Raw genomic sequence first — 21,911 nt, forward strand, 5'->3', positions numbered from 1 at the left:
CGGCCACCGGCCAGGTCAACGAAGTCGCCCTGCGCGTGGTCGCCGCGTCGAACTCGTCGATGTACAACTCCGACCAGCAAGCCACTCGCACCAACAGCGTCGCCGCCGCGATCAACCAACTCGGCGCCGCCGCGCAGGAAATCGCCCAGAACGCCGCCCTCGCCTCGCAGCATTCAAGCGATGCGCGCAGCCTCGCGGTGGACGGTCAGCAAGTGGTGGATAAAACCATCCAGGCCATGCAGCAGCTGTCGGCGAAGATCAGCGATTCGTGCGGCAACATCGAAACCCTGAACAGCAACACGGTGAACATCGGCCAGATTCTCGAAGTGATCACCAGCATTTCCCAGCAGACCAACCTGCTCGCACTCAACGCCGCGATCGAAGCGGCGCGTGCCGGCGAGGCCGGTCGTGGTTTCGCCGTGGTTGCCGATGAGGTGCGCAACCTCGCGCACCGCACTCAGGATTCGGCGCAGCAAGTGCAGAAGATGATCGAAGAGCTGCAAGTCGGCGCGCGGCAGGCGGTCAGCATCATGACCGAGAGCCAGCGCGAGAGCGAAAGCAGCGTCGGCATCGCCAACCAAGCCGGCGAACGCTTGGGCAGCGTGACCCAGCGCATCGGCGAGATCGACGGGATGAACCAGTCGGTGGCAACTGCGACCGAAGAACAGACCGCTGTGGTCGAGTCGATCAACGTCGATATCAACGAGATCAACACACTGAATCAGGAAGGTGTGGAGAACTTGCAGGCGACGTTGCGCGCGTGCTCGGATCTGGAGCAGCAGGCGGCGCGCCTGAAGCAATTGGTCGGTAGTTTCCGCATTTAAGCGGTGCTGGATCTGTCGCCTTCGCGAGCAAGCTCGGCTCCTACAGTGGTTCTGTATCGCTCACAGATATCCTGTAGGAGCCGAGCTTGCTCGCGAAGGCGACATCAGCGACGAAGGAATGTGGAAATTGGAACACGTTGGTCACCTCGCACTGACGCTGGACTGAATTAGGACTAAACTCAGTCCTGTTCAATTTGACGGGGTTCAATCATGAAGCTTTCATCACAAATCAAACCGATCAGTTACCTGAAAAGCCACACGGCCGAAATCGTCAAATCCATCACAGAAAGCCGCGAGCCGCTGGTAATCACTCAAAACGGTGAAGCCAAGCTAGTGGTTATGGATGTGAAAAGCTTTGAAGAGCAAGAAGGCACGATGGCTTTGTTGAAACTGTTGGCGATGGGTAATCGGGAGATTGAGGAAGGCAAGTTCAGTGATGCTGAAGATGTCTTTGCCGAACTGGACAAGGCCGATCATCAATGAGTTTAAAGGTCGTTATTCTCCAGTCCGCACAAGCAGATCTCAAAGAACTTCGCACCTACCTCGTCAGACAGTTCTCAAGCCAAATTTGGCAAAGCACTTATGCCGATCTCAAGACTGCAATTTTTGGTCTCGCAGATCTGCCTTATTCAGGATCAATCCCCGAAGAAATCGAAAAGCTCAATCTCTGCCAATACCGCCAGATTGTTTTGGGAATGAACCGGATTATTTATGAGGTGCGAGAAAAAACCGTTTTCATCCATATCATTGTCGATACGCGAAAAAGCCTGCCGGCCCTGTTGATGAAACGGCTTCTACGAGGCAACCCTTGATTTAGAACCGTGACCCAGGCTGACCGAGAAACACCAACTCCTCAGCCGTAGACTCGCGCCCCAACACCGCATTGCGATGCGGAAACCGGCCAAACCGCGCGATCACCTGCTGATGCCGCTCGGCATAATCCAGATTATCCGCAAACACCGCCCGCTCAGATTCCGGCTGTTCAGCCACCAGTTCGATAAACCGGGAAATCGCCTCGTTCTGCACCGCGAGGTTTTCGCAGTGTTCGAACACCAGATAAATGAATACGCGCTGAATCGGCCTCAACTGCCGATCAAAGTCCGCAGCAATGCCTTGGGCGACGAGTTTCTGCGCGCGCAGATCACCGGAAAACGCTTTGGGAGTGTCGCGAAAGATCATTCGCGGCAGTTGATCAAGCAGTAACACCAGCGCCAGCCAACCTTCGGGACATTGCGTCCACTCGGTCAATTCGCCAGCCAGGGCCTGATCGACAAAGACCCCGAAACGCGTCTGCGCTTCGAGGTCTTGGCTGTCTCGCTTACCGAACCACAACTTGCCCTTGTCAGCCGATATCTCGTCGGGGGATTCGGCGTGTCCGAACCACCAATCGAGCAACGGCTGCCAGGGCGCGGTCATGGTTTATTCCTTGTGGTAGGCCGTAGCGCGTGCGACTTCTTCTTTCGAACCGAGGAATACCGCTACACGCTGGTGCAGGCCTTCCGGCTGGATGTCGAGAATGCGCTGGTGACCGTCGGTGGACGCGCCGCCCGCTTGTTCCACCAGGAACGACATCGGGTTGGCTTCATACATCAGACGCAGTTTGCCTGGCTTGGATGGCTCACGGCTGTCGCGCGGGTACATGAACAGACCGCCACGGGTCAGGATTCGGTGTACGTCGGCAACCATCGCCGCGACCCAACGCATGTTGTAGTTCTTTTTCAGCGGACCTTCTTCACCGGCCAGCAGCTCGCCCACGTAGCGTTGTACCGGGGCTTCCCAGTGACGCTGGTTAGACATGTTGATGGCGAATTCCTGGGTCGATTCAGGAATGGTGATGTTTTCGTGAGTCAGCACGAAGCTGCCCATTTCACGGTCCAGGGTGAAACCTTTGACGCCGTCGCCCAAGGTCAGGATCAGCATGGTTTGCGGGCCGTAGATCGCGTAACCGGCGGCAACCTGTTGGGTGCCTGGCTGCAGGAACGCTTTCTCGTTCAGCGGCTCGTTCTGGCTCAGGTATTCGTTCGGGCAACGCAATACCGAGAAGATGGTGCCGACCGGGGCGTTGATGTCGATGTTCGACGAACCGTCCAGTGGGTCGAATACCAGCAGGTACGCGCCTTTCGGGTATTTGCCCGGGATCTGGTAGGCATTGTCCATTTCTTCGGACGCCATGCCGGCCAGGTGACCGCCCCATTCGTTGGCTTCGAGCAGGATCTCGTTGGAGATCACGTCGAGCTTCTTCTGCACTTCGCCCTGAACGTTTTCGGTGCCCATGCTGCCCAGAACACCACCCAGGGCGCCTTTGGACACGGCGTGGTTGATCTCCTTGCAGGCACGCGCCACCACTTCGATCAGGAAACGCAGATCGGCAGGAGTGTTATTGCTGCGGGTCTGCTCAATCAAATAGCGACTCAGGGTAACGCGGGACATGGACGGCTCCGGTGGAATGGGGGGCTAAAAACCCGCGCAGTTTACAGGGAGTCTGAAAACGTAGCGAGCGAAGACGCCCGGTAACGTGCGTTGGGGTGTAATTGCCTGCATGAGACGTGATTGTCGGTGGAGAGTTCAGGTAGCGGGTTTAGCGTAGACCGGTTCGGGACGGGTGGTGCAGGGTACGCGCGACAGTTTATGGATTTTTGTTGTTTTGGAAAACGCTATCGCGAGCAGGCTCACTCCTACAGTTGACGGTATTCCAACTGAAGAAATGTGATCCCCTGTAGGAGTGAGCCTGCTCGCGATCGGGTGCGCAGCACCCGCCTTTTCAGGAATTGGCAGGAGGCTTACGCAACAAGCTAAACGCCATCGCCCCGAGAAAAACCACACTCAACAACAGCACTGCCCACAACCCGATCTTCTTCCAATTGGTCTCAGCCACCGCTGCCGTGATCGCCGTCGAAGTCTGCGTAGCCACCACCTCACCCTGCACCGCAGCCTTGCCCAACGTCGCCAGTTTCTCCGGTTTGAAATCCGGGATCAGCGTCGTCAACGGCAGATTCGCCGTCTTCACACTCGCATTGCCCAACGCCAGACTGTACGGCCCATCGCCCCGCGCAAGGAATATCACCTGCGTCGCCCGCACCGCATATTTCACGCTCGGCGCCTGCTCACCGAGACCGCCGCCGCGCTCATCCACTGTCAGCTTCAACTGCTGCACGGTCTGCCCATAGAGCTGCAATTCGTTCTGCACCACGTCCTCGCCATTCTGGGTCAGGCGATAGAGCAAACCATTGCTCAGCGGTTGCCACGGCAGACTGCTTTCGCGTCGCCCCGCCAGGGTCACTGGCGCCAGACTGTTCGGCTGTTTCAGTTCAACCTGCACCCGCTCGACGTTCAGTCCCATCGGCAATTGCCAGGTGTATTCCCCGGACTTGGCGCTGCTGCCGGCCAATGCCTGCGACCAGACCAACGGCAGCGGAAGATTGCGCGGGTCGCTGCTTTTCAGCTGTGCCGCCGTGAGGATCGGCGCCGAAGTCGGCGACTCCCACAGCAAGCGCACATAGCGCGCCGATTGCCCCGGCAACGTCACCTCATGCTGCTCGATACGTTCATCAGAAAAAGTCAGCCGTGCAACCTGACCTTCGCCCCACGGTTGCCAATGCTGCAAGTCATCGCTGGCTTCGATGCTGAAGCGCTGAAAGCCGTCGCGCTCGCTGGTCCAGTCGAGGATCAATTGCTGCAACGGCGCCTTGATCGCGCTGGCATCGAGCAGCCAGCCGCGCAACACTTCTTCACCCGCCTCCAACTGGCTGGACGGTTGCACTTCTACCAGCGTGCCGTTGGTGGTCGATTGCACGCGCACATTCGGCGCGCGCTCACTGGCATCGGCGGCGTTGTACAGCGGGAACCATTTCACCTCGTGCAACTGGCCATCGTCGCGGGTCTGCGCCGACTCGCGCGCCAGGGCGTAAGCCTGCGGTTCGCCAGCGGCATTGAACACGCGCAGATCACTGAGATCGGTCTGGCGCGCCTGCAATTGCACGTTCAGCGGCAATTCGAGGCGGTACCACGGGCCGTTGCCGCTGACCGCCAGCGGCACCTGCGTGGCAAAGTCCGCCGGTTTTTCCTGGGCGCTGGCCGCCAGCATCACGCCCAACGCCAACCAACCCGGATTTCGCATGCGACTCAAGATGAAACTCCTTCGGTGTCCGGGGCCGGTTTGTCCGCCACCGGCTCAGCCTCGACGCGTTTGGGCGGCAGTGGCGCGAAATAACCGACCACCAGCAGCAACACGCCAACGCCGATAAACGAGACGATCCGGGCGAGGCCGCCACGGTTGCTCAGTTCGACAAAAATCAGTTTGGCCACCACCAGCGCAATCAGCGCTGCGCCGATCAGCCAGACTTCGCGGCGATGGCGCAGATGTCCGCCGATCATCAGCCCGAGCGCCATTAGCGTCCAGACGATCGACAACCCGGCCTGCACCAGCATCGAGGCGAGCAGCGTATCCAGTTCGAACGGAATCCCCGCCCAATGGTGCGCGGCGCGGGTGACCAGCGCAGTACAGAAGGCGAACAACGAAACCCCGGCGATCAGTTGCGTGGCGTAATCGGCATAGTCCTGACGAATCGACAATTGCGAAATCGCACTGCGCGACCACACGTAAACGCCGAACAGTGCGAACAGCAAGCCCAACTCCAACGGGTTAAGCAGCGGCACGTACGGCAACGGTTCGGCGTTGCCATCGCTGACGCCATTCGCCAGCCAGAACCACGCGAGCATCAGCACCGCCAACGGCACGGCGGCGTAGAAGCGGTACTCGCGGGCAAACGCAGCAACTGGCCACGGCCAGGTGCGCGGGGCCGCCGCCAGCAGCAGATACAGACTCGGCAGAATCGCCCAACCCAGCCAGCGCCAAGCGTTGTATTGCTCGGACAACAGCAGCAGGCCGTAACGCAATTCCAGCGCCAGCACGCCGATCAGCAGCCAGCAGCCGAGTACATGCGCCGTGCTCAAGGCCCGCGCGGGCAACATCGGCGCCAAGCGTCGCAGACTGAAGAAATGCACGGCGAATACCGCCGCCCACGCCAGCCAACCGAAATCCGCCGCCGGGTGATAACGCGAATGCCACGCGCCGATCAGGATCAATCCAGCCGCCGGAATCAGCAACGTGCAGAGCAATCCCAGCGCCGGCCATTTCAGGCGTAGCGACAGCAGCGTCCACAGCGCCACGCTCACAGCGGCCACCAGCAGCAATAACGTGCCTTGCAGATTAGGCGAGGCAAAACGCAGTACTTCACTCACCCACGCCAGCGTCCACCAACCGGCGCCCCACACCAGTAACACTTCGGACAGGCGCTGCAAACTCAACGCATCAAATGCCGAGGCGTGATTGCCCAGTTGCAGGCGCCACGCTCCGATCATTGCCGCCAGACCCAACACCAGCGGCGTCCAGAATCCGCCATGCGCCAACGGTTTCAGACCTTCGCTGGACAACGGCCCGAGAAGCTCGGGACCGGCAAACAAAAACGCCGCGCCGCCAATCACCTGCAACAGCAGACCGAAGACAAAACTCACACGCTGCTTGAGGTACAGGCTCAGCCAGATGATCAGCAGACCACTCGCCGCCCACACCGCGCTCGCGGTTTGCCACGGCAGCACGAACAGCACCGCCAGATTGATCAGCACCAGACCGGCCAGCAGCACCACCGACAGACCGCGCAACAGGCGCACGTCGTTGCGCACCATTTCATCGCGCGCCGCCAGCAGCATGCCGGCGATCAACGCCAGACCGATCAACGAAGCACTGAGCAAACCGCTCCAGCCGGCGCTGAACACCGCTGCCGAATCCTGCCCCGCGCCTTGCAGACGCAACAGGAACAACGCGCCGCCCAGCAACTGCACGGCAAATGCGCTGAACAGGAACGTGCGCGACTGAATCCGCAGGCCGACAAACAATGTCGCCAACCCGGCCAGCGCCCAACTGATCGCCGTGCCTTGCGTGAAGAAAAACAGCGGCGCCAGCAGGTAAAGGAAGGTCAGGCCCAAGCCCGCCAACACCGGCAAACCTTGGCGCTCCCATGGCGAGGTCTGTTGCGGCGCAGCTTTGCGCACCTGGTAGAAACTGAACAGCAACGCGACGCCAAGCATCAGTGCACCCAGCGCAGCACCGTCGAGCAAACTGCTTTCGCCGACGCGCAATTGACTGAGGAACGCCAATGCCGAGCCCAGTTGCAGCAGCAAGGCGAACGCCCGGGCGAACGGCCGCTGCTGACGCAAACCGAGCCAGAGAATCCCCGCGCCTTCCACCGCCCACGCCGCCGACGTCCAGCGTGCATCCAGCCCCAGCGGAATCGCCAGACTGGCGAAAATCACCCCGAGCGCGAGACAGGTTTCACCCAGAAGCAGCGCGCGACCGCCCATCAACACCTTGGCCAGCGCCATGTAGATCATGCCCAGCGCGAGCGCACTGAACGCGGCGGCAAATTCCAGATGCTGCACCAGCGCGAACTGCAAACCGAAGCCAATAATCGGCGGGCCGAACAACAGGGTGCCGTCGACGTAATCGCCCTTGCGCGCCGACCAGTGCAGCAGTGCCTCACGGTCGCCATTCGCCGGGGCGTCGGGTATGTCGAGCAGTTTGCGTCGAGCGAACAACAGGCCGATGGCGAGGTACATCAGGAAAAACAGAATCAGAAACGGCTCGGTGCTCCACAGCAACTCTGGTGCATACGAACGCAGGCCCCAGGCGAAACCGATGCCGAAGGTGCCGACGAAACCGATCAGGTTGAGCAGACGCCAGGCCTTGAACCAGGCAATCGCGAGGATACCGGCATTGAGCAAGGCGAAATAACTGAACAGCGCGACGTGGTTGCCGGCACCGGTCGAAGTGAGGATCGGTGCGGCGAATCCGCCCAATGCGGCCACCGCCGCCAACGCAAGCGAGTCCTGGGTGATGGCGAGAATCGCCGAGAACACCGTCACCGCGACCAGCAAGCCCAGCGCGGCAGAGGGATCGAGCAACGGATGCAGGCGCATCGCCGCAAACACCGTCAGGTACAGCACCGCAATCCCGGTGCCTTGCAGCATCAGCGCATAACTGCTGTTGCGCTGCCGCAGCCACCAGCCCAGCGCGAGCAACGCCAGGGCTGCGGCCGCTACACCGGCGTAACGCAATTCGATCGGCACGACCATGCCTTCAGTGGCGTAGCGCAGCAGAAACGCCAGCCCAAAGAACAGCAACACCACGCCGACACGCAGCACGGTGTTGCCGCCAAACAGCCAGTTGCGCGCAGCGCTGATGCCGCGTTCGATGAAGTTCGGGCGACGCGGTTCGTCGGGAATCGAGGGTTCAGGGGTAACAGCGTCGAGGCGCCAGACATCGGCAGGCAGCGGTTGGCTGGTTTCGCTGGCGACGGCGGAAATCGGTTCAAGTTCAGGTGGCAGCTCCCAGACCAATTCGGCGGCTGGGGCCTCTTCGACGGCTTTGGACGGTTCGGCGACTGGCTCGGTAACCGGCGCCGTACTCGGCGAAGGCACCGCATGAGAAGGCGAACCTTCCAGCACAAACAGACGCTGCGCGACGCCCTGCAGGGCTTCCTTCGCCTGTTCGAATTGTCGTTGCTGCTCCGCCATCTGCGAGCCAAGCCGCGCGATACGGATCGTCTGCCCGATCGCCAGCCCCAGCAACGCGCCCAACAGCGCATCGCTGAACGACTCGTCGAGCAGCCAGCCGAGCACCAGCCCGATCAACATGAACATCCATTGCATGGTCGATATCCCTAAGCGCGAAGGCCAATCCGGGAAGATTAGCGCAGCCTGACCCAAAAAGATCGCAGCCTGCGGCAGCTCCTACAGGGTTATGCGAACACCTGTGTAGGAGCTGCCGAAGGCTGCGATCTTTTCCGGCGCGCGATTATATCGAGCCGAGCGAAAAGTTACTCCAGCGCTTTCCAGATATCCGTGGCGTACTCGCGAATCGTCCGGTCCGAGGAGAACCAGCCCATCCGCGCCGTGTTGAGTACTGCCGAACGCCACCAGTTATTGGCGTCGTGCCAGTGCGCTTCAACGCGCTTCTGCGCTTCCCAGTAGGAATCGAAGTCAGCACAGACCAGAAAGCGGTCGTAATCCACCAGCGAATCGATCAGACCGGTATAACGCGAGGTGTCATCCGGCGAGAACACCCCGCCGCGAATCGCCTGCAATACATCGTTCAATCGATGGGAGGCGGCAATGTCTGGCAAGGCGCTGAACTCGTGATTCTGTTTGCGCGCTTCCACTTGCTGCGCACTGAGGCCAAAGATGAACATGTGTTCAACGCCGATACGCTCAGCCATTTCCACGTTGGCGCCGTCCAGCGTGCCGATGGTCAACGCACCGTTAAGGCCGAACTTCATGTTACTGGTGCCCGAAGCCTCGAATCCGGCGGTGGAGATCTGCTCGGACAAGTCCGCCGCCGGAATGATGCTCTCCGCCAGGCTGACGTTGTAGTTGGGCAGAAACACCACTTTCAACAAGCCGCGCACCGTCGGGTCGTTGTTCACGACGCGGGCGATGTCATTGCTCAACTTGATGATCAGTTTGGCCTGGTGATAACTCGCCGCCGCTTTACCGGCGAAGATTTTCACCCGTGGCACCCAGTCGACTTCCGGCTCGGCGCGAATTGCCTGATACAGCGCCACGGTGTGTAGCAGGTTGAGCAACTGGCGTTTGTATTCGTGAATCCGTTTGACCTGCACATCGAACATCGCCGCCGGGTTGACCGCAATGCCCAGCCGTTCGTGAATCAGATAGGCCAAGGCTTTTTTGCTGTGCAGGCGCTGTTCGGCGAAGGCTTTGCGGAACGCGGTTTTCTCGGCAAAAGGCTCTAGGTCGATCAAACGTTCTTCCGCGTTATCGAGTAGGTCCGGGCCCAGTGCATCGACCAGCATCGAGGTCAATTCCGGGTTGGCCTGATACAGCCAGCGGCGGAAGGTAATGCCGTTGGTTTTGTTGTTGATCCGCTCTGGATACAGCTTGTGCAGTTCGGCGAACACGGTTTTGCGCATCAGTTGCGTGTGCAATCCGGACACGCCGTTGACGCTGTGCGAACCAAGGAACGCGAGGTTGCCCATACGCACCCGGCGACCGTTGTCTTCTTCAATCAGCGACACCGCGCGCAGCACGTCGAAATCGTGAATGCCCTTGGCCCGCAGCGAATCGATGTGCTGTGCGTTGATCAGGTAAATGATCTGCATGTGTCGCGGCAGCATGCGTTCCATCAGACCCACCGGCCAGGTTTCCAGCGCTTCCGGCAACAGCGTGTGGTTGGTGTACGACAGCGTGTCGACGGTCACTTGCCACGCCGCATCCCACGCCACGTCGTAGACATCGACCAATTGACGCATCAATTCGGCGACAGCAATCGAGGGGTGAGTATCGTTGAGCTGGATCGCCGCATGATCGCCGAGGGTCAGCACCGAGGTGTGCATGTTGCGGTGACGACGGAGCAAGTCCTGCAGGGAGGCGGCGACGAAGAAGTATTCCTGTCGCAGGCGCAGCTCTTGCCCCGCTTCGGTGCTGTCCGCCGGGTAAAGCACGCGGGAGATACTTTCGGCGCGCGCCACTTCGGCGACCGCGCCCAAGTGGTCACCGGCGTTGAAGCGCTCAAGGTGCAAATCTTCCATGGCGCGGGCACGCCACAGACGCAAGGTGTTGACGCTCGCCCCGCGCCAGCCGACCACCGGCGTATCGTAGGCAATCGCGCGGACGGTTTCTGCCGGCGACCAGACTTGTTTGGATTTGCCGCTGACATCGGTGACGGTTTCAACGCTGCCGCCGAAGCCGATGGAGTAGACGACTTCCGGCCGTTCGAACTCCCATGGGTTGCCGAAATCCAGCCAGTGTTCGGTCTGCTCCTGCTGCCAGCCATCGACAATGGCCTGGCGGAACAAACCGTGTTCATAACGAATGCCATAACCGTGGCCGGCGATGCCGAGGGTCGACATGCTTTCCATGAAGCATGCGGCCAAGCGACCAAGGCCGCCGTTGCCAAGCGCCGCATCGGGCTCCAGCAATCGGATGCGCTCCAGATCGACACCGAGTTCGGTCAGCGCTTCACGGGCAACGTCGAGCAGGCCGAGGTTGCTCAGGCTGTCGTAGAGCAAACGGCCGATAAGGAATTCCAGCGAGAGGTAATACACCCGCTTCTGGCCTTTGCGGTAGATCTGCCGGGTGTGGTCCATCCAGTGTTCGACCATGTGATCACGCGCGGCCAGTGCGATGGCTTCGAACCAGTCATGGTCGAAGGCGTGATCGGGGTCTTTGCCCACCGCGTAGGTGAGTTTGGTCAGGACGGCGTCGCGGAATGCGGCCACCTCTGCTTCGCGAACTAGTGGTTCTTGAGTCATCGATAGGACCTCGAGCGAGCGGGGAATTGTCTGAGCCTAGACGGTCTGACCGACGGTAGCGGCTCTGGTTCGGCAGTTTTTCCCGAGACTGTGAGATAGCCCGGCATTACCTTGTCGAGTGAGCTAATGAATGCAGGGGCCGTGCCGAATTGTCCGGCAATGTGCCTGCACGCAGAAAAAATCTGGCGAAAGGTTGTTCAAAAATCCACCAGTCCCGGTATGATCGCGCGCCCTGATGCACACACGCCTGGTAACTCCCGATGATGAAGCCCAACCTGATTGCTGCCGCCGAGATCGATCGTCTCGATACGTGGGCAAAATACTCAGCCCCGATGTGCGGTTCCTGCGTATCCAGCTGCTGCACGCTGCCGGTTGAGGTGAAGATCAAGGATCTGGTGCGCATCGGTGTGGTCGACGAATTCGAACTCGGTGACCCGCCGAAGAACATCGCCAAGCGTTTGCAGAAGGAAGGCCTGGTCGAGCGTTTCAACCAGAAGTCGGGCATCTTCACCCTGCAGCGCATGAGCAACAACGATTGCTACTACCTGGATCGTAAGAGCCGCCTGTGCACCATTTATGACAAGCGCCCGGATACCTGCCGCAATCACCCGAAGATCGGGCCGCGTCCGGGGTATTGCGCGTACAAGCCGAAGGAAGTGGTGCGCGAACAGAATTTCCGGGCGATCGAGAAGTTTTAAAAGCTTACCCTCACCCAGCCCTCTCCCGGAGGGAAAGCCGACCGAGGTGTCTGGCGCCATACATCGACCTGAAACACCCAGTCGAATATGGATTCGGTTGAGCCCCACCAAATCGATTTTGGATTCAGCAGAATTCTTTCAAGTCAATGTATCCCCTGAGCATCCCCCATTCAGTCCCCTCTCCCTCCGGGAGAGGGCTAGGGTGAGGGGCTCTTGATCTTCAAGGCCCAATCTGCACATTCCCCCAGACAAACAAAAACGCCCCCGGTCTCTCGACCGGGGGCGTTTTCATTCAGCCGGAACTAATGACTCAGTTCTTGGCTTTCTTGGCAGCGCGGGTACGCTCGCTTTCGTCCAGGATCTTCTTGCGAAGACGGATGGACTTAGGAGTTACTTCGCACAGCTCGTCTTCCTGGATGTATTCCAGAGCCTGTTCCAGAGTGAACTTCACTGGTGGAACCAGAGCGATGGTTTCGTCTTTACCCGAAGCACGCATGTTGTCGAGCTTCTTACCCTTGGTAGGGTTAACGCCCAGGTCGTTGTCGCGGCTGTTCTGACCAACGATTTGACCGTTGTAGATCTCCTGGCCGTGTTCTACGAACAGTTTGCCACGAGCCTGCAGGGTTTCCAGCGAGTAGGTCAGTGCCTTGCCGGTTTCAACCGAAACCAGAACGCCGTTCTGACGGCCGGACATGTGGCCCGACTTGACGGTGTCGTAACGATCGAAGATCGAGGTCAGGATGCCAGCACCGTTGGTCAGGGTCAGGAACTGGTTACGGAAACCAATCAGACCGCGAGCAGGGATGTTGTATTCCAGACGAACACGGCCCTTGCCATCCGGCACCATGTTGCTCAGGTCACCTTTACGCAGACCCATCTCTTCCATGACCTTGCCCTGAGCTTCTTCAGGGATGTCGATGGTCACGTTTTCAAACGGTTCCTGCTTGACGCCGTCAACTTCACGGATGATCACTTCCGGACGACCCAGAGCGATTTCGAAGCCTTCGCGACGCATGGTTTCGATCAGTACCGAGAGGTGCAGCTCACCACGGCCGGAAACCTTGAACTTGTCAGCGGTGTCGCCTTCTTCAACGCGCAGTGCAACGTTGTACAGCAGCTCTTTGTCCAGACGGTCCTTGATGTTACGGGACGTCACGAACTTGCCTTCTTTACCGCAGAATGGCGAGTCGTTTACCTGGAAGGTCATCGAAACGGTTGGCTCGTCAACGGTCAGAGGCTTCATCGCCTCGACGGTGTCCGGGTGGCACAGGGTGTCGGAGATGAACAGCGAGTCCATACCGCTGATGCAAACGATATCGCCTGCTGCAGCTTCTTCAACGTCAACGCGGTGCAGACCGTGGTGACCCATCAGTTTCAGGATACGACCGTTGCGACGCTTGCCGTCGGCACCGATAGCCACAACCGGGGTGTTCGGCTTGACGCGGCCACGAGCGATACGGCCAACGCCGATAACACCCAGGAAGCTGTTGTAGTCCAGAGCGGAGATCTGCATCTGGAATGCGCCGTCACGGTCAACAGCCGGAGCCGGAACGTGGTCGACTACCGCTTGGTACAGCGGGGTCATGTCTTCAGCCATGTCGGTGTGATCAAGACCGGCAATGCCGTTCAGGGCCGAGGCGTAAACAACCTGGAAGTCCAGTTGTTCTTCGGTAGCACCGAGGTTGTCGAACAGGTCGAAGATCTGGTCCAGAACCCAGTCCGGACGCGCGCCTGGACGGTCAACCTTGTTGATTACCACGATTGGACGCAGGCCGGCTTCGAAAGCCTTCTTGGTCACGAAACGGGTTTGCGGCATAGGGCCGTCTTGAGCGTCAACCAGCAGCAGAACGGAGTCAACCATCGACATTACGCGTTCAACTTCGCCGCCGAAGTCGGCGTGGCCCGGGGTGTCCACGATGTTGATGTGGTAGCCGTTCCAGTTGATGGCGGTGTTTTTCGCCAGAATGGTAATACCGCGCTCTTTTTCCTGGTCGTTGGAGTCCATCACGCGCTCGTCGTTGAGCTCGTTGCGCTCCAGAGTGCCGGATTGACGCAGGAGTTTGTCTACCAGGGTGGTTTTACCATGGTCAACGTGGGCAATGATGGCGATGTTGCGTAGATTTTCGATCACTTGTGTATCTCGATCAGAGGATTCGGTTTGCTGACAAGTCTTGGCAGCGATTAGCAGTAGTGTCCGGCATGGCCGTTACAGCTTGACGGCGGTGTCGGGGGGCCGGTGACGCAGGCCACAGGCAAACAGCCCCGGGCACTTAGCTCGGTCGATAAACGCGCACATTGGCATGCCCCTCACTGAGCAAATGGTGAGCATGCAGGCGACTCATCACGCCTTTGTCGCAATACAGCAGGTACTGGCGAGTCGGATCCAGCTCCTTGAAACGAGCGTTCACTGCGTAGAACGGCATCGTCTGTACTTCTACGCCAGCGAGTTCCAGCGGCTCATCCTCGGCGGCATCCGGGTGACGGATGTCGATCACGATCTGGCCGGCCAGTGCTTCGCTGACTTCTTCAATCTGTACGTCCTGGCCCAATTCGTCGATCACCCGATCGATCGGCACCAGTTTGGCGTTTTCGAGCGCACGCTCGAGGACTGCCATGTCGAATTCTTTCTCTTCGTGTTCAACGCGACCGCGTTTGGCGGCGGTCTTCGGATTGACCGAAATGACCCCGCAGTATTCCGGCATGTGCCGGGCGAAATCGGCGGTGCCGATCTCGTTGGCGGTGTCGATGATGTCCTGCTTGTGCGCCACGATCAGCGGACGCAGGACCAGCTTGTCGGTCACGCAGTCGATCACCGACAGGTTCGGCAGCGTCTGGCTCGACACCTGGGAGATCGCCTCGCCGGTGACCAGCGCCTCGATCTGCAGGCGGTCGGCGATGTTGGAGGCCGCGCGCAACATCATACGCTTCAATACGACGCCCATATGACTGTTATCGACTTTGCCGAGAATTTCGCCCAACACTTCTTCGAACGGAACACTGACAAATAGCACGCGTTGCGAGCTGCCGTACTTCTTCCAGATGAAATGCGCGACTTCCATCACGCCCAATTCGTGGGCTCGACCGCCCAGATTGAAGAAGCAGAAGTGCGTCATCAGGCCGCGACGAATGATCTGGTAAGCCGCAACGGTCGAGTCAAAGCCGCCGGACATCAATACCAGCGTCTGCTCCAACGCACCAAGCGGGTAACCGCCGATGCCGTTGTGCTGGCTGTGGATCACAAACAACCGTTTGTCGCGAACTTCGATACGGACTTCGATTTCCGGCGCTTTCAGGTCGATACCGGCGGCACCGCACTCACGGCGCAGCTTGCTGCCGACGTATTTTTCGACGTCCATCGAGCTGAACGTATGCTTGCCGGCACGCTTGCAGCGTACCGAGAAAATCTTCCCGGCCAGTGCAGCGCCGTAGTGCTCTTTGCACTTCTCGGTGATGTCGTCGAAATCGCCCAGCGGGTACTCGTCGATCTGCAGGAAGTGCGCGATGCCCGGCATGCAGGTCAGGCGCTCACCCATCTCTTTCAAGGCTTTGGCGTCGGTAATGCGGGTTTCCAGCTCGAGATTGTCCCACACACCGTTCACCACCACGGCCGGGTCCAGGTCGCGGAGCACGGTGCGGATGTTCTTGGCCAGCTGGCGGATGAATTTCGTCCGGACAGGTCGGCTTTTGATGGTGATCTCGGGGAAGACTTTTACGATTAGTTTCATGAAAACAGCGCGCGAACGGCCAGCCGAAAAAGGGGGGCGCGGATTATAGCGGAAATTGCTCAAGGTTTAACCAGTTAATGTGCAGAAGGTTTTGCGCGCACCAAAACGGGTCATTTTTGCTCGGAGACGCTACATTAGAGGGCGAGATTTTCTGCATTCAGGCACTTTGCACCTTAATAAGCGTGAAATTGGGGCAAAAAACCCATGCTGGGGCACTGGCATGCAATTTGCTCCCTTGTGAGGCAGGTTGCCTTGGCAGAGTATTCGCGCCGGCATCACCCAAATTCAAGGGCATCCACTACCAAGCCCGAAGCCACCCGGAGGACATATGTCGAAGACGGTTCAACTCATCAAAGATCATGACGTCAAGTGGATTGATCTGCGCTTCACGGACACCAAAGGCACTCAGCACCACGTGACCATGCCGGCTCGCGATGCTTTGGACGACGACTTCTTCGAAGTCGGCAAGATGTTCGACGGTTCCTCCATCGCTGGCTGGAAAGGCATCGAAGCCTCCGACATGATCCTGATGCCGGTTGACGAAACTGCCGTTCTCGACCCGTTCACCGAAGACGCCACCCTGATCCTGGTGTGCGACATCATCGAACCTTCGAGCATGCAAGGCTACGATCGCGACCCACGTGCGATCGCCAAGCGCGCCGAAGAACACCTGAAAGCCACCGGTATCGGTGACACCGTGTTCGCCGGTCCAGAGCCAGAATTCTTCATCTTTGACTCGGTAAAATTCAAGTCGGACATCTCCGGCTCGATGTTCAAGATCTACTCCGAACAAGGTTCGTGGATGTCCGACCAGGACATCGAAGGCGGCAACAAGGGTCACCGTCCAGGCGTCAAAGGCGGCTACTTCCCGGTTCCACCGTTCGACCACGACCACGAAATCCGTACCTCCATGTGCAACGCGCTGGAAGAAATGGGCCTGACCGTCGAAGTTCACCACCACGAAGTGGCGACTGCCGGCCAGAACGAAATCGGCGTCAAGTTCAACACCCTGGTGAAGAAAGCCGACGAAACCCAAACCCTGAAGTACGTTGTGCACAACGTTGCTGATGCATACGGCCGCACCGCGACCTTCATGCCGAAGCCACTGTACGGCGACAACGGTTCGGGCATGCACGTACACATGTCGATCTGGAAGGACGGCAAGAACACCTTCGCAGGTGAAGGCTATGCCGGCCTGTCCGATACCGCTCTGTACTTCATCGGAGGCATCATCAAACACGGTAAGGCCCTGAACGGCTTCACCAACCCGGCGACCAACTCCTACAAGCGTCTGGTACCAGGCTTCGAAGCTCCGGTAATGCTGGCCTACTCGGCTCGCAACCGTTCCGCTTCGATCCGTATTCCTTACGTGTCGAGCCCGAAAGCCCGCCGTATCGAAGCACGCTTCCCGGATCCGGCTGCCAACCCGTACCTGGCCTTCGCAGCACTGCTGATGGCCGGCCTGGACGGTATCCAGAACAAGATCCACCCAGGCGACGCTGCCGACAAAAACCTGTACGACCTGCCGCCTGAAGAGGCGAAAGAGATTCCACAAGTTTGCGGCAGCCTGAAAGAAGCCCTGGAAGAGCTGGACAAGGGCCGCGCGTTCCTGACCAAGGGCGGCGTATTCTCCGACGACTTCATTGACGCTTACATCGCGCTGAAATCGGAAGAAGAAATCAAGGTTCGCACCTTCGTACACCCACTGGAATATGAGCTGTACTACAGCTGCTGATCCGGTAGCGCCGCGTTTCTCGGCGTGAGTGAAAGAGGCCTCCTTCGGGAGGCCTTTTTTATTGCAGATCAAAAGATCGCAGCCTTCGGCAGCTCCTACATCTACCCCTGTAGGAGCTGCCGAAGGCTGCGATCTTTTGGCTGATCATTCCCACGCAGAACGTGGGAACGATCGATTGTGGTGTCTGAATGATCTCTGGATGTGTGCAGGGTTGGGCCAACCGCCGCGTCTGTCCTATGCTGCACTCCATCGTTTTCAATTCCGGTCGATGTCATGGGTCGCACCTTTCTCTACATTCTGCTGCTGATCGCCCTGCCCGCCGTCGCGCAGATCTACAAGTACACCGATGCCAACGGCAACACGGTGTACAGCGATCACTCGCCGGACGGAGTGCAGGCGCAACCGGTGGAGTTGCCGCCGCTCAATCGCGTCGAACCGCAAGCACCCAGCGCACCACCCGCGCCCGAAACCGATAATCGGCAGCCCGCGCGCAACGCCTACGACATTCTTGAACTGGCCGGCCTGCCCAACGAAGAAGCCCTACGCGCCAACAACGGCACCTTCACCGTCAATGTACTGATCAAGCCCCGCCTGCAGTCGCCGCATCAATTGAGGCTGGTTTTGGATGACGAGCCCTACGGTCAGCCGAGCAACGTGCCGATCCTGCAACTGGTGAACATCGATCGCGGCGAACATCGGCTCGCCGTGCAGGTGATTGACGGGCAGACGATCATCCAGCAGAGCCCGCCAGTCCCCCTCAGCGTGCAGCGAGTGCACAAGCCATGATCCCCGCGTGGCTGATCGCTGTGTTGGCACTGACAACGCTGCAAGCCTCGGCAGAGGTGTTCACCTACACCGACGCCCAAGGCAATCGGGTGTTCACCGACCAGCCGCGCGGCAACGCCAAACGAGTACCCATTGCCACCAGCAATCGCATGTCCGCAAACCCCACCGCCGCCGCGCCGATCACCACCGCGAAAAAAGCCTTGGAACAACCACTGTTCCACTACGACATGCTGCGCATTCTGGTGCCCGAACCCGATGCCACGATTCGCAGCAGCGCCGGCGAAATCATCGTCAGCGTCACCAGCGAACCGGGCCTGCAAAGAGGTCATCGCTATCGTCTGTTGCTGGACGGCCAGGCCACCGGCGAACCCGGCCTGACACCGGTGTTCCCGCTGAACAATATCGACCGTGGCAGCCATAACCTTTCGGTGGAAATCCTCGATGCCGAGGACCGTATCGTCGAACGCACGGCGAACCAACCCTTCCACATGCTGCGCATTTCCCTCGCGCAGAAACGCCAGGTCAAACCCTGCGTCGCCGAAGACTACGGCGTGCGCCCGGAATGCCCTTTGAAAGACAAACCCGAAGAGCCGAAAAACCCCTTCCTGCGTTTCTTCTAACGCCGTTCAGCTTTGCGCACTATATTGGTGCAATAGACTGCACCGTACCCACATTCCAACCCATTTTGGTTCGAAACTTCCCGTTCGAGCTTATCGGCTGCCACGCAAACGAGCGTCAAACGCCTGTTTCAGGCGATGAACGCTTCTTTTCGGAGCCTTGGTTTGGTTTTTGCATTTTCCCGCTACCGACGCTTGCTTGTTGCGCACGCTCCGCCCCCAAAAGAGGCTCCGATGACTATTAGCGACGCAATCCACCGTTTGCTGCTCGACAACCTGACCACCGCTACCATTCTGCTCGACGCCGAATTGCGCCTCGAGTACATGAACCCGGCGGCGGAGATGCTGCTCGCCATCAGCGGGCAGCGCAGCCATGGGCAGTTCATCAGCGAGCTGTTCACCGAATCCACCGAAGCACTGAATTCCCTGCGCCAGGCCGTGGAACAGGCGCATCCGTTCACCAAACGCGAAGCGATGCTCACCGCCCTCACCGGCCAGACCCTGACCGTGGACTACGCGGTGACGCCGATTCTCAGCAACGGCGCGACCCTGCTCCTGCTTGAGGTTCATCCGCGTGACCGCCTGCTGCGGATCACCAAGGAAGAAGCGCAGCTGTCCAAACAGGAAACCAGCAAGATGCTGGTGCGCGGCCTCGCCCACGAGATCAAGAACCCGCTGGGCGGCATCCGCGGCGCTGCACAATTGCTTGCTCGCGAGTTGCCGGAAGAAAGCCTGCGCGACTACACCAACGTGATCATTGAAGAGGCCGACCGCCTGCGTAACCTGGTCGACCGCATGCTCGGTTCGAACAAGCTGCCGTCGCTGGCGATGTGCAACGTCCACGAAGTACTGGAGCGCGTCTGCCAACTGGTTGAAGCGGAAAGTCAGGGCTGCATCACCTTGGTGCGCGATTACGACCCAAGCATTCCCGACGTATTGATTGATCGCGAGCAAATGATTCAAGCCGTGTTGAACATCGTGCGCAACGCGATGCAGGCGATCAGCAGCCAGAACGAGCTGCGCCTGGGCCGCATCAGCCTGCGCACCCGCGCGATGCGCCAGTTCACCATCGGCCACATCCGCCATCGCCTGGTGACCAAGATCGAGATCATCGACAACGGCCCGGGGATCCCGGCGGAACTTCAGGAAACCATTTTCTTTCCCATGGTCAGCGGACGCCCGGACGGTACCGGGCTCGGCCTGGCCATTACCCAGAACATCATCAGCCAGCACCAGGGCCTGATCGAGTGTGACAGCCATCCAGGCCACACCACCTTCTCGATCTTTCTGCCACTGGAACAAGGAGCCACATCGACATGAGCCGTAGTGAAACCGTGTGGATCGTCGATGACGACCGTTCTATCCGTTGGGTACTGGAAAAGGCCTTGCAGCAGGAAGGTATGACCACCCAGAGCTTCGACAGCGCCGACGGCGTGATGAGTCGCCTGGCCCGTCAGCAGCCTGATGTGATCATCTCCGACATCCGCATGCCCGGTGCCAGCGGTCTGGACCTCCTGGCGCGGATTCGCGAACAGCATCCACGGTTGCCGGTCATCATCATGACCGCTCATTCCGATCTGGACAGCGCTGTCGCCTCTTATCAGGGCGGCGCCTTCGAGTACCTGCCGAAGCCGTTCGACGTTGATGAAGCGGTATCGCTGGTCAAGCGCGCCAATCAGCACGCACAAGAGCAGCAAGGCCTGGAAGTTGTGCCGGCACTGACCCGCACCCCGGAAATCATCGGCGAAGCGCCGGCGATGCAGGAAGTGTTTCGCGCCATCGGCCGCTTGAGCCATTCCAACATCACCGTGCTGATCAACGGCGAATCCGGCACTGGTAAAGAGCTGGTCGCCCACGCCCTGCACCGCCACAGCCCGCGCGCGGCCTCGCCATTCATCGCGCTGAACATGGCGGCGATCCCCAAGGATCTGATGGAGTCCGAGCTGTTCGGCCATGAGAAAGGCGCGTTCACCGGCGCGGCGAATCTGCGTCGCGGCCGTTTTGAGCAGGCTGACGGCGGCACGCTGTTCCTCGACGAAATCGGCGACATGCCGGCAGATACGCAAACCCGTTTGCTGCGAGTTTTGGCGGATGGCGAGTTCTATCGCGTGGGCGGGCATGTGCCGGTCAAGGTCGACGTACGGATCATCGCCGCGACGCACCAGAATCTGGAAACCCTGGTGCACGCGGGCAAATTCCGTGAGGACTTGTTCCATCGTCTCAACGTGATCCGCATCCACATCCCGCGCCTGTCGGATCGTCGCGAAGACATCCCGACCCTGGCCAAACACTTCCTCAGCCGCGCCGCGCAGGAACTGGCGGTCGAGCCGAAGCTGCTGAAAAGCGAGACCGAGGAATACCTGAAGAACCTGCCGTGGGGCGGCAACGTGCGTCAGCTGGAGAACACCTGCCGCTGGATCACGGTGATGGCGTCCGGGCGCGAAGTGCACATCAGCGACTTGCCGCCAGAGCTACTGAACCTGCCGCAGGATTCGGCGCCAGTGACCAACTGGGAGCAGGCGCTGCGTCAATGGGCCGATCAGGCTCTGGCGCGTGGTCAGTCGAGCCTGCTCGACAGCGCGGTGCCGGCGTTTGAGCGGATCATGATCGAGACGGCGTTGAAGCATACCGCCGGGCGCCGGCGTGATGCGGCGGTGTTGCTGGGTTGGGGGCGTAATACCCTGACGCGCAAGATCAAGGAATTGGGGATGAAGGTTGATGGTGGCGATGATGATGAGGGGGATGAGGGGTAAAGACCTCGTTCGCTTGAGGTCGTATGTGCACGCAAGATCTCTCCCCTCACCCCAGCCCTCTCCCGAGGGAGAGGGAGCCGATTCATGTGGCTTCCAAATGTGTGTTCGACTCGGACTTTCATGTCGGCGCAGTTCTTTATAACAACTCGGTTAGTCCCCTCTCCCTCTGGGAGAGGGTTAGGGTGAGGGCAATTCAGCCGTGCACCACCTTAAGGCACTTTGACCCGCAATCGAGCATGTCCAGCGGCTGACTACCCAAATCAAAACCACTGCAAAACTTTAACTTTTAAAACGCGAAAGCCCCGTACTCCGGGGCTTTCGCGTTTCCGAAAGCTATTTTTGTTTCAAAAAAATAAAACCTGGCACGCCCCCTGCAACACCTCTCACAGGTGATTCGTTTCACCACCCGTTTCGGGGACCTTGGTACAGGCAGGCCGGGGATTCCCCT

General features: G+C 59.3%; 16 protein-coding genes. 9 read left to right on the top strand and 7 right to left on the bottom strand.

Annotation, left to right across the window (positions count from 1 at the left end; genetic code table 11):
• The first annotated feature begins 59 nt into the window (after positions 1–59).
• The 3 genes from QOL84_RS29570 (at position 60) to QOL84_RS17530 (ending at position 1,636) form a co-directional block, all read left to right on the top strand.
• Entirely contained in the window at positions 60–824 is a 765-nt protein-coding gene (locus tag QOL84_RS29570) for a methyl-accepting chemotaxis protein (protein WP_371850962.1), read from the top strand.
• 210 nt (positions 825–1,034) lie between these two features.
• Positions 1,035–1,307 (top strand): type II toxin-antitoxin system Phd/YefM family antitoxin, encoded by a 273-nt coding sequence (locus tag QOL84_RS17525; protein WP_158832480.1) that lies wholly within the window; start codon positions 1,035–1,037, stop codon positions 1,305–1,307.
• The gene (locus QOL84_RS17530; RefSeq protein WP_158832482.1) at positions 1,304–1,636 is read left to right on the top strand and encodes a type II toxin-antitoxin system RelE/ParE family toxin; all 333 of its coding nucleotides are present in this window, start codon (positions 1,304–1,306) and stop codon (positions 1,634–1,636) included. Before QOL84_RS17525 ends, QOL84_RS17530 begins: the two co-directional genes overlap by 4 nt.
• 1 nt (position 1,637) lies before the next feature.
• On the opposite strand, the gene QOL84_RS17535 is transcribed toward QOL84_RS17530, so the two are convergent.
• The 5 genes from QOL84_RS17535 to QOL84_RS17555 form a co-directional block, all read right to left on the bottom strand.
• A complete protein-coding gene (locus QOL84_RS17535; RefSeq protein ID WP_283438004.1) occupies positions 1,638–2,240 on the bottom strand; it encodes a DUF924 family protein in 603 nt (200 codons plus the stop codon).
• A 3-nt stretch (positions 2,241–2,243) separates the two neighbouring features.
• The gene (locus QOL84_RS17540; RefSeq protein WP_008080580.1) at positions 2,244–3,254 is read right to left on the bottom strand and encodes a class 1 fructose-bisphosphatase; all 1,011 of its coding nucleotides are present in this window, start codon (positions 3,252–3,254) and stop codon (positions 2,244–2,246) included.
• 331 nt (positions 3,255–3,585) lie between these two features.
• Positions 3,586–4,941 carry a DUF3999 domain-containing protein gene (locus tag QOL84_RS17545; RefSeq protein WP_400775299.1) on the bottom strand — a complete coding sequence of 452 codons (1,356 nt, stop codon included), beginning with the start codon at positions 4,939–4,941 and terminating at the stop codon, positions 3,586–3,588.
• A gap of 5 nt (positions 4,942–4,946) precedes the next feature.
• A complete protein-coding gene (locus QOL84_RS17550; RefSeq protein ID WP_283438006.1) occupies positions 4,947–8,531 on the bottom strand; it encodes a DUF2339 domain-containing protein in 3,585 nt (1,194 codons plus the stop codon).
• 167 nt (positions 8,532–8,698) lie between these two features.
• Positions 8,699–11,149 (bottom strand): glycogen/starch/alpha-glucan phosphorylase, encoded by a 2,451-nt coding sequence (locus tag QOL84_RS17555; protein ID WP_283438007.1) that lies wholly within the window; start codon positions 11,147–11,149, stop codon positions 8,699–8,701.
• 260 nt (positions 11,150–11,409) lie between these two features.
• Here QOL84_RS17555 and QOL84_RS17560 point away from each other — a divergent pair, with 260 nt between their 5' ends.
• Positions 11,410–11,847 carry a YkgJ family cysteine cluster protein gene (locus QOL84_RS17560; protein ID WP_038359983.1) on the top strand — a complete coding sequence of 146 codons (438 nt, stop codon included), beginning with the start codon at positions 11,410–11,412 and terminating at the stop codon, positions 11,845–11,847.
• A gap of 310 nt (positions 11,848–12,157) precedes the next feature.
• On the opposite strand, the gene typA is transcribed toward QOL84_RS17560, so the two are convergent.
• Entirely contained in the window at positions 12,158–13,978 is a 1,821-nt protein-coding gene (gene typA, locus QOL84_RS17565) for a translational GTPase TypA (protein ID WP_129387813.1), read from the bottom strand.
• Positions 13,979–14,117: 139 nt separating this feature from the next.
• Positions 14,118–15,572: a tRNA uracil 4-sulfurtransferase ThiI gene (gene thiI, locus QOL84_RS17570; RefSeq protein WP_008080571.1), complete on the bottom strand. Its 1,455-nt coding sequence runs from the start codon at positions 15,570–15,572 to the stop codon at positions 14,118–14,120.
• Between the two features lie 328 nt (positions 15,573–15,900).
• Between thiI and glnA the strand changes: the two genes are divergently transcribed.
• From glnA to ntrC, 5 genes are all read left to right on the top strand, one after another.
• Entirely contained in the window at positions 15,901–17,307 is a 1,407-nt protein-coding gene (gene glnA / locus QOL84_RS17575; RefSeq protein ID WP_008080570.1) for a type I glutamate--ammonia ligase, read from the top strand.
• Between the two features lie 273 nt (positions 17,308–17,580).
• The gene (locus QOL84_RS17580; protein ID WP_283438008.1) at positions 17,581–18,093 is read left to right on the top strand and encodes a DUF4124 domain-containing protein; all 513 of its coding nucleotides are present in this window, start codon (positions 17,581–17,583) and stop codon (positions 18,091–18,093) included.
• Entirely contained in the window at positions 18,090–18,713 is a 624-nt protein-coding gene (locus tag QOL84_RS17585) for a DUF4124 domain-containing protein (protein ID WP_283438009.1), read from the top strand. The genes QOL84_RS17580 and QOL84_RS17585 overlap by 4 nt, the downstream gene beginning before the upstream one ends.
• Positions 18,714–18,944: 231 nt before the next feature.
• Positions 18,945–20,030, top strand: a complete 1,086-nt coding sequence (gene glnL / locus QOL84_RS17590; protein ID WP_283438010.1) for a nitrogen regulation protein NR(II) — start codon at positions 18,945–18,947, stop codon at positions 20,028–20,030.
• Positions 20,027–21,463 carry a nitrogen regulation protein NR(I) gene (gene ntrC / locus QOL84_RS17595; protein ID WP_007909238.1) on the top strand — a complete coding sequence of 479 codons (1,437 nt, stop codon included), beginning with the start codon at positions 20,027–20,029 and terminating at the stop codon, positions 21,461–21,463. Before glnL ends, ntrC begins: the two co-directional genes overlap by 4 nt.
• Positions 21,464–21,911: the final 448 nt, after the last annotated feature.

Source organism: Pseudomonas helmanticensis (genome assembly GCF_900182985.1).
GTDB lineage: Bacteria > Pseudomonadota > Gammaproteobacteria > Pseudomonadales > Pseudomonadaceae > Aquipseudomonas > Aquipseudomonas helmanticensis.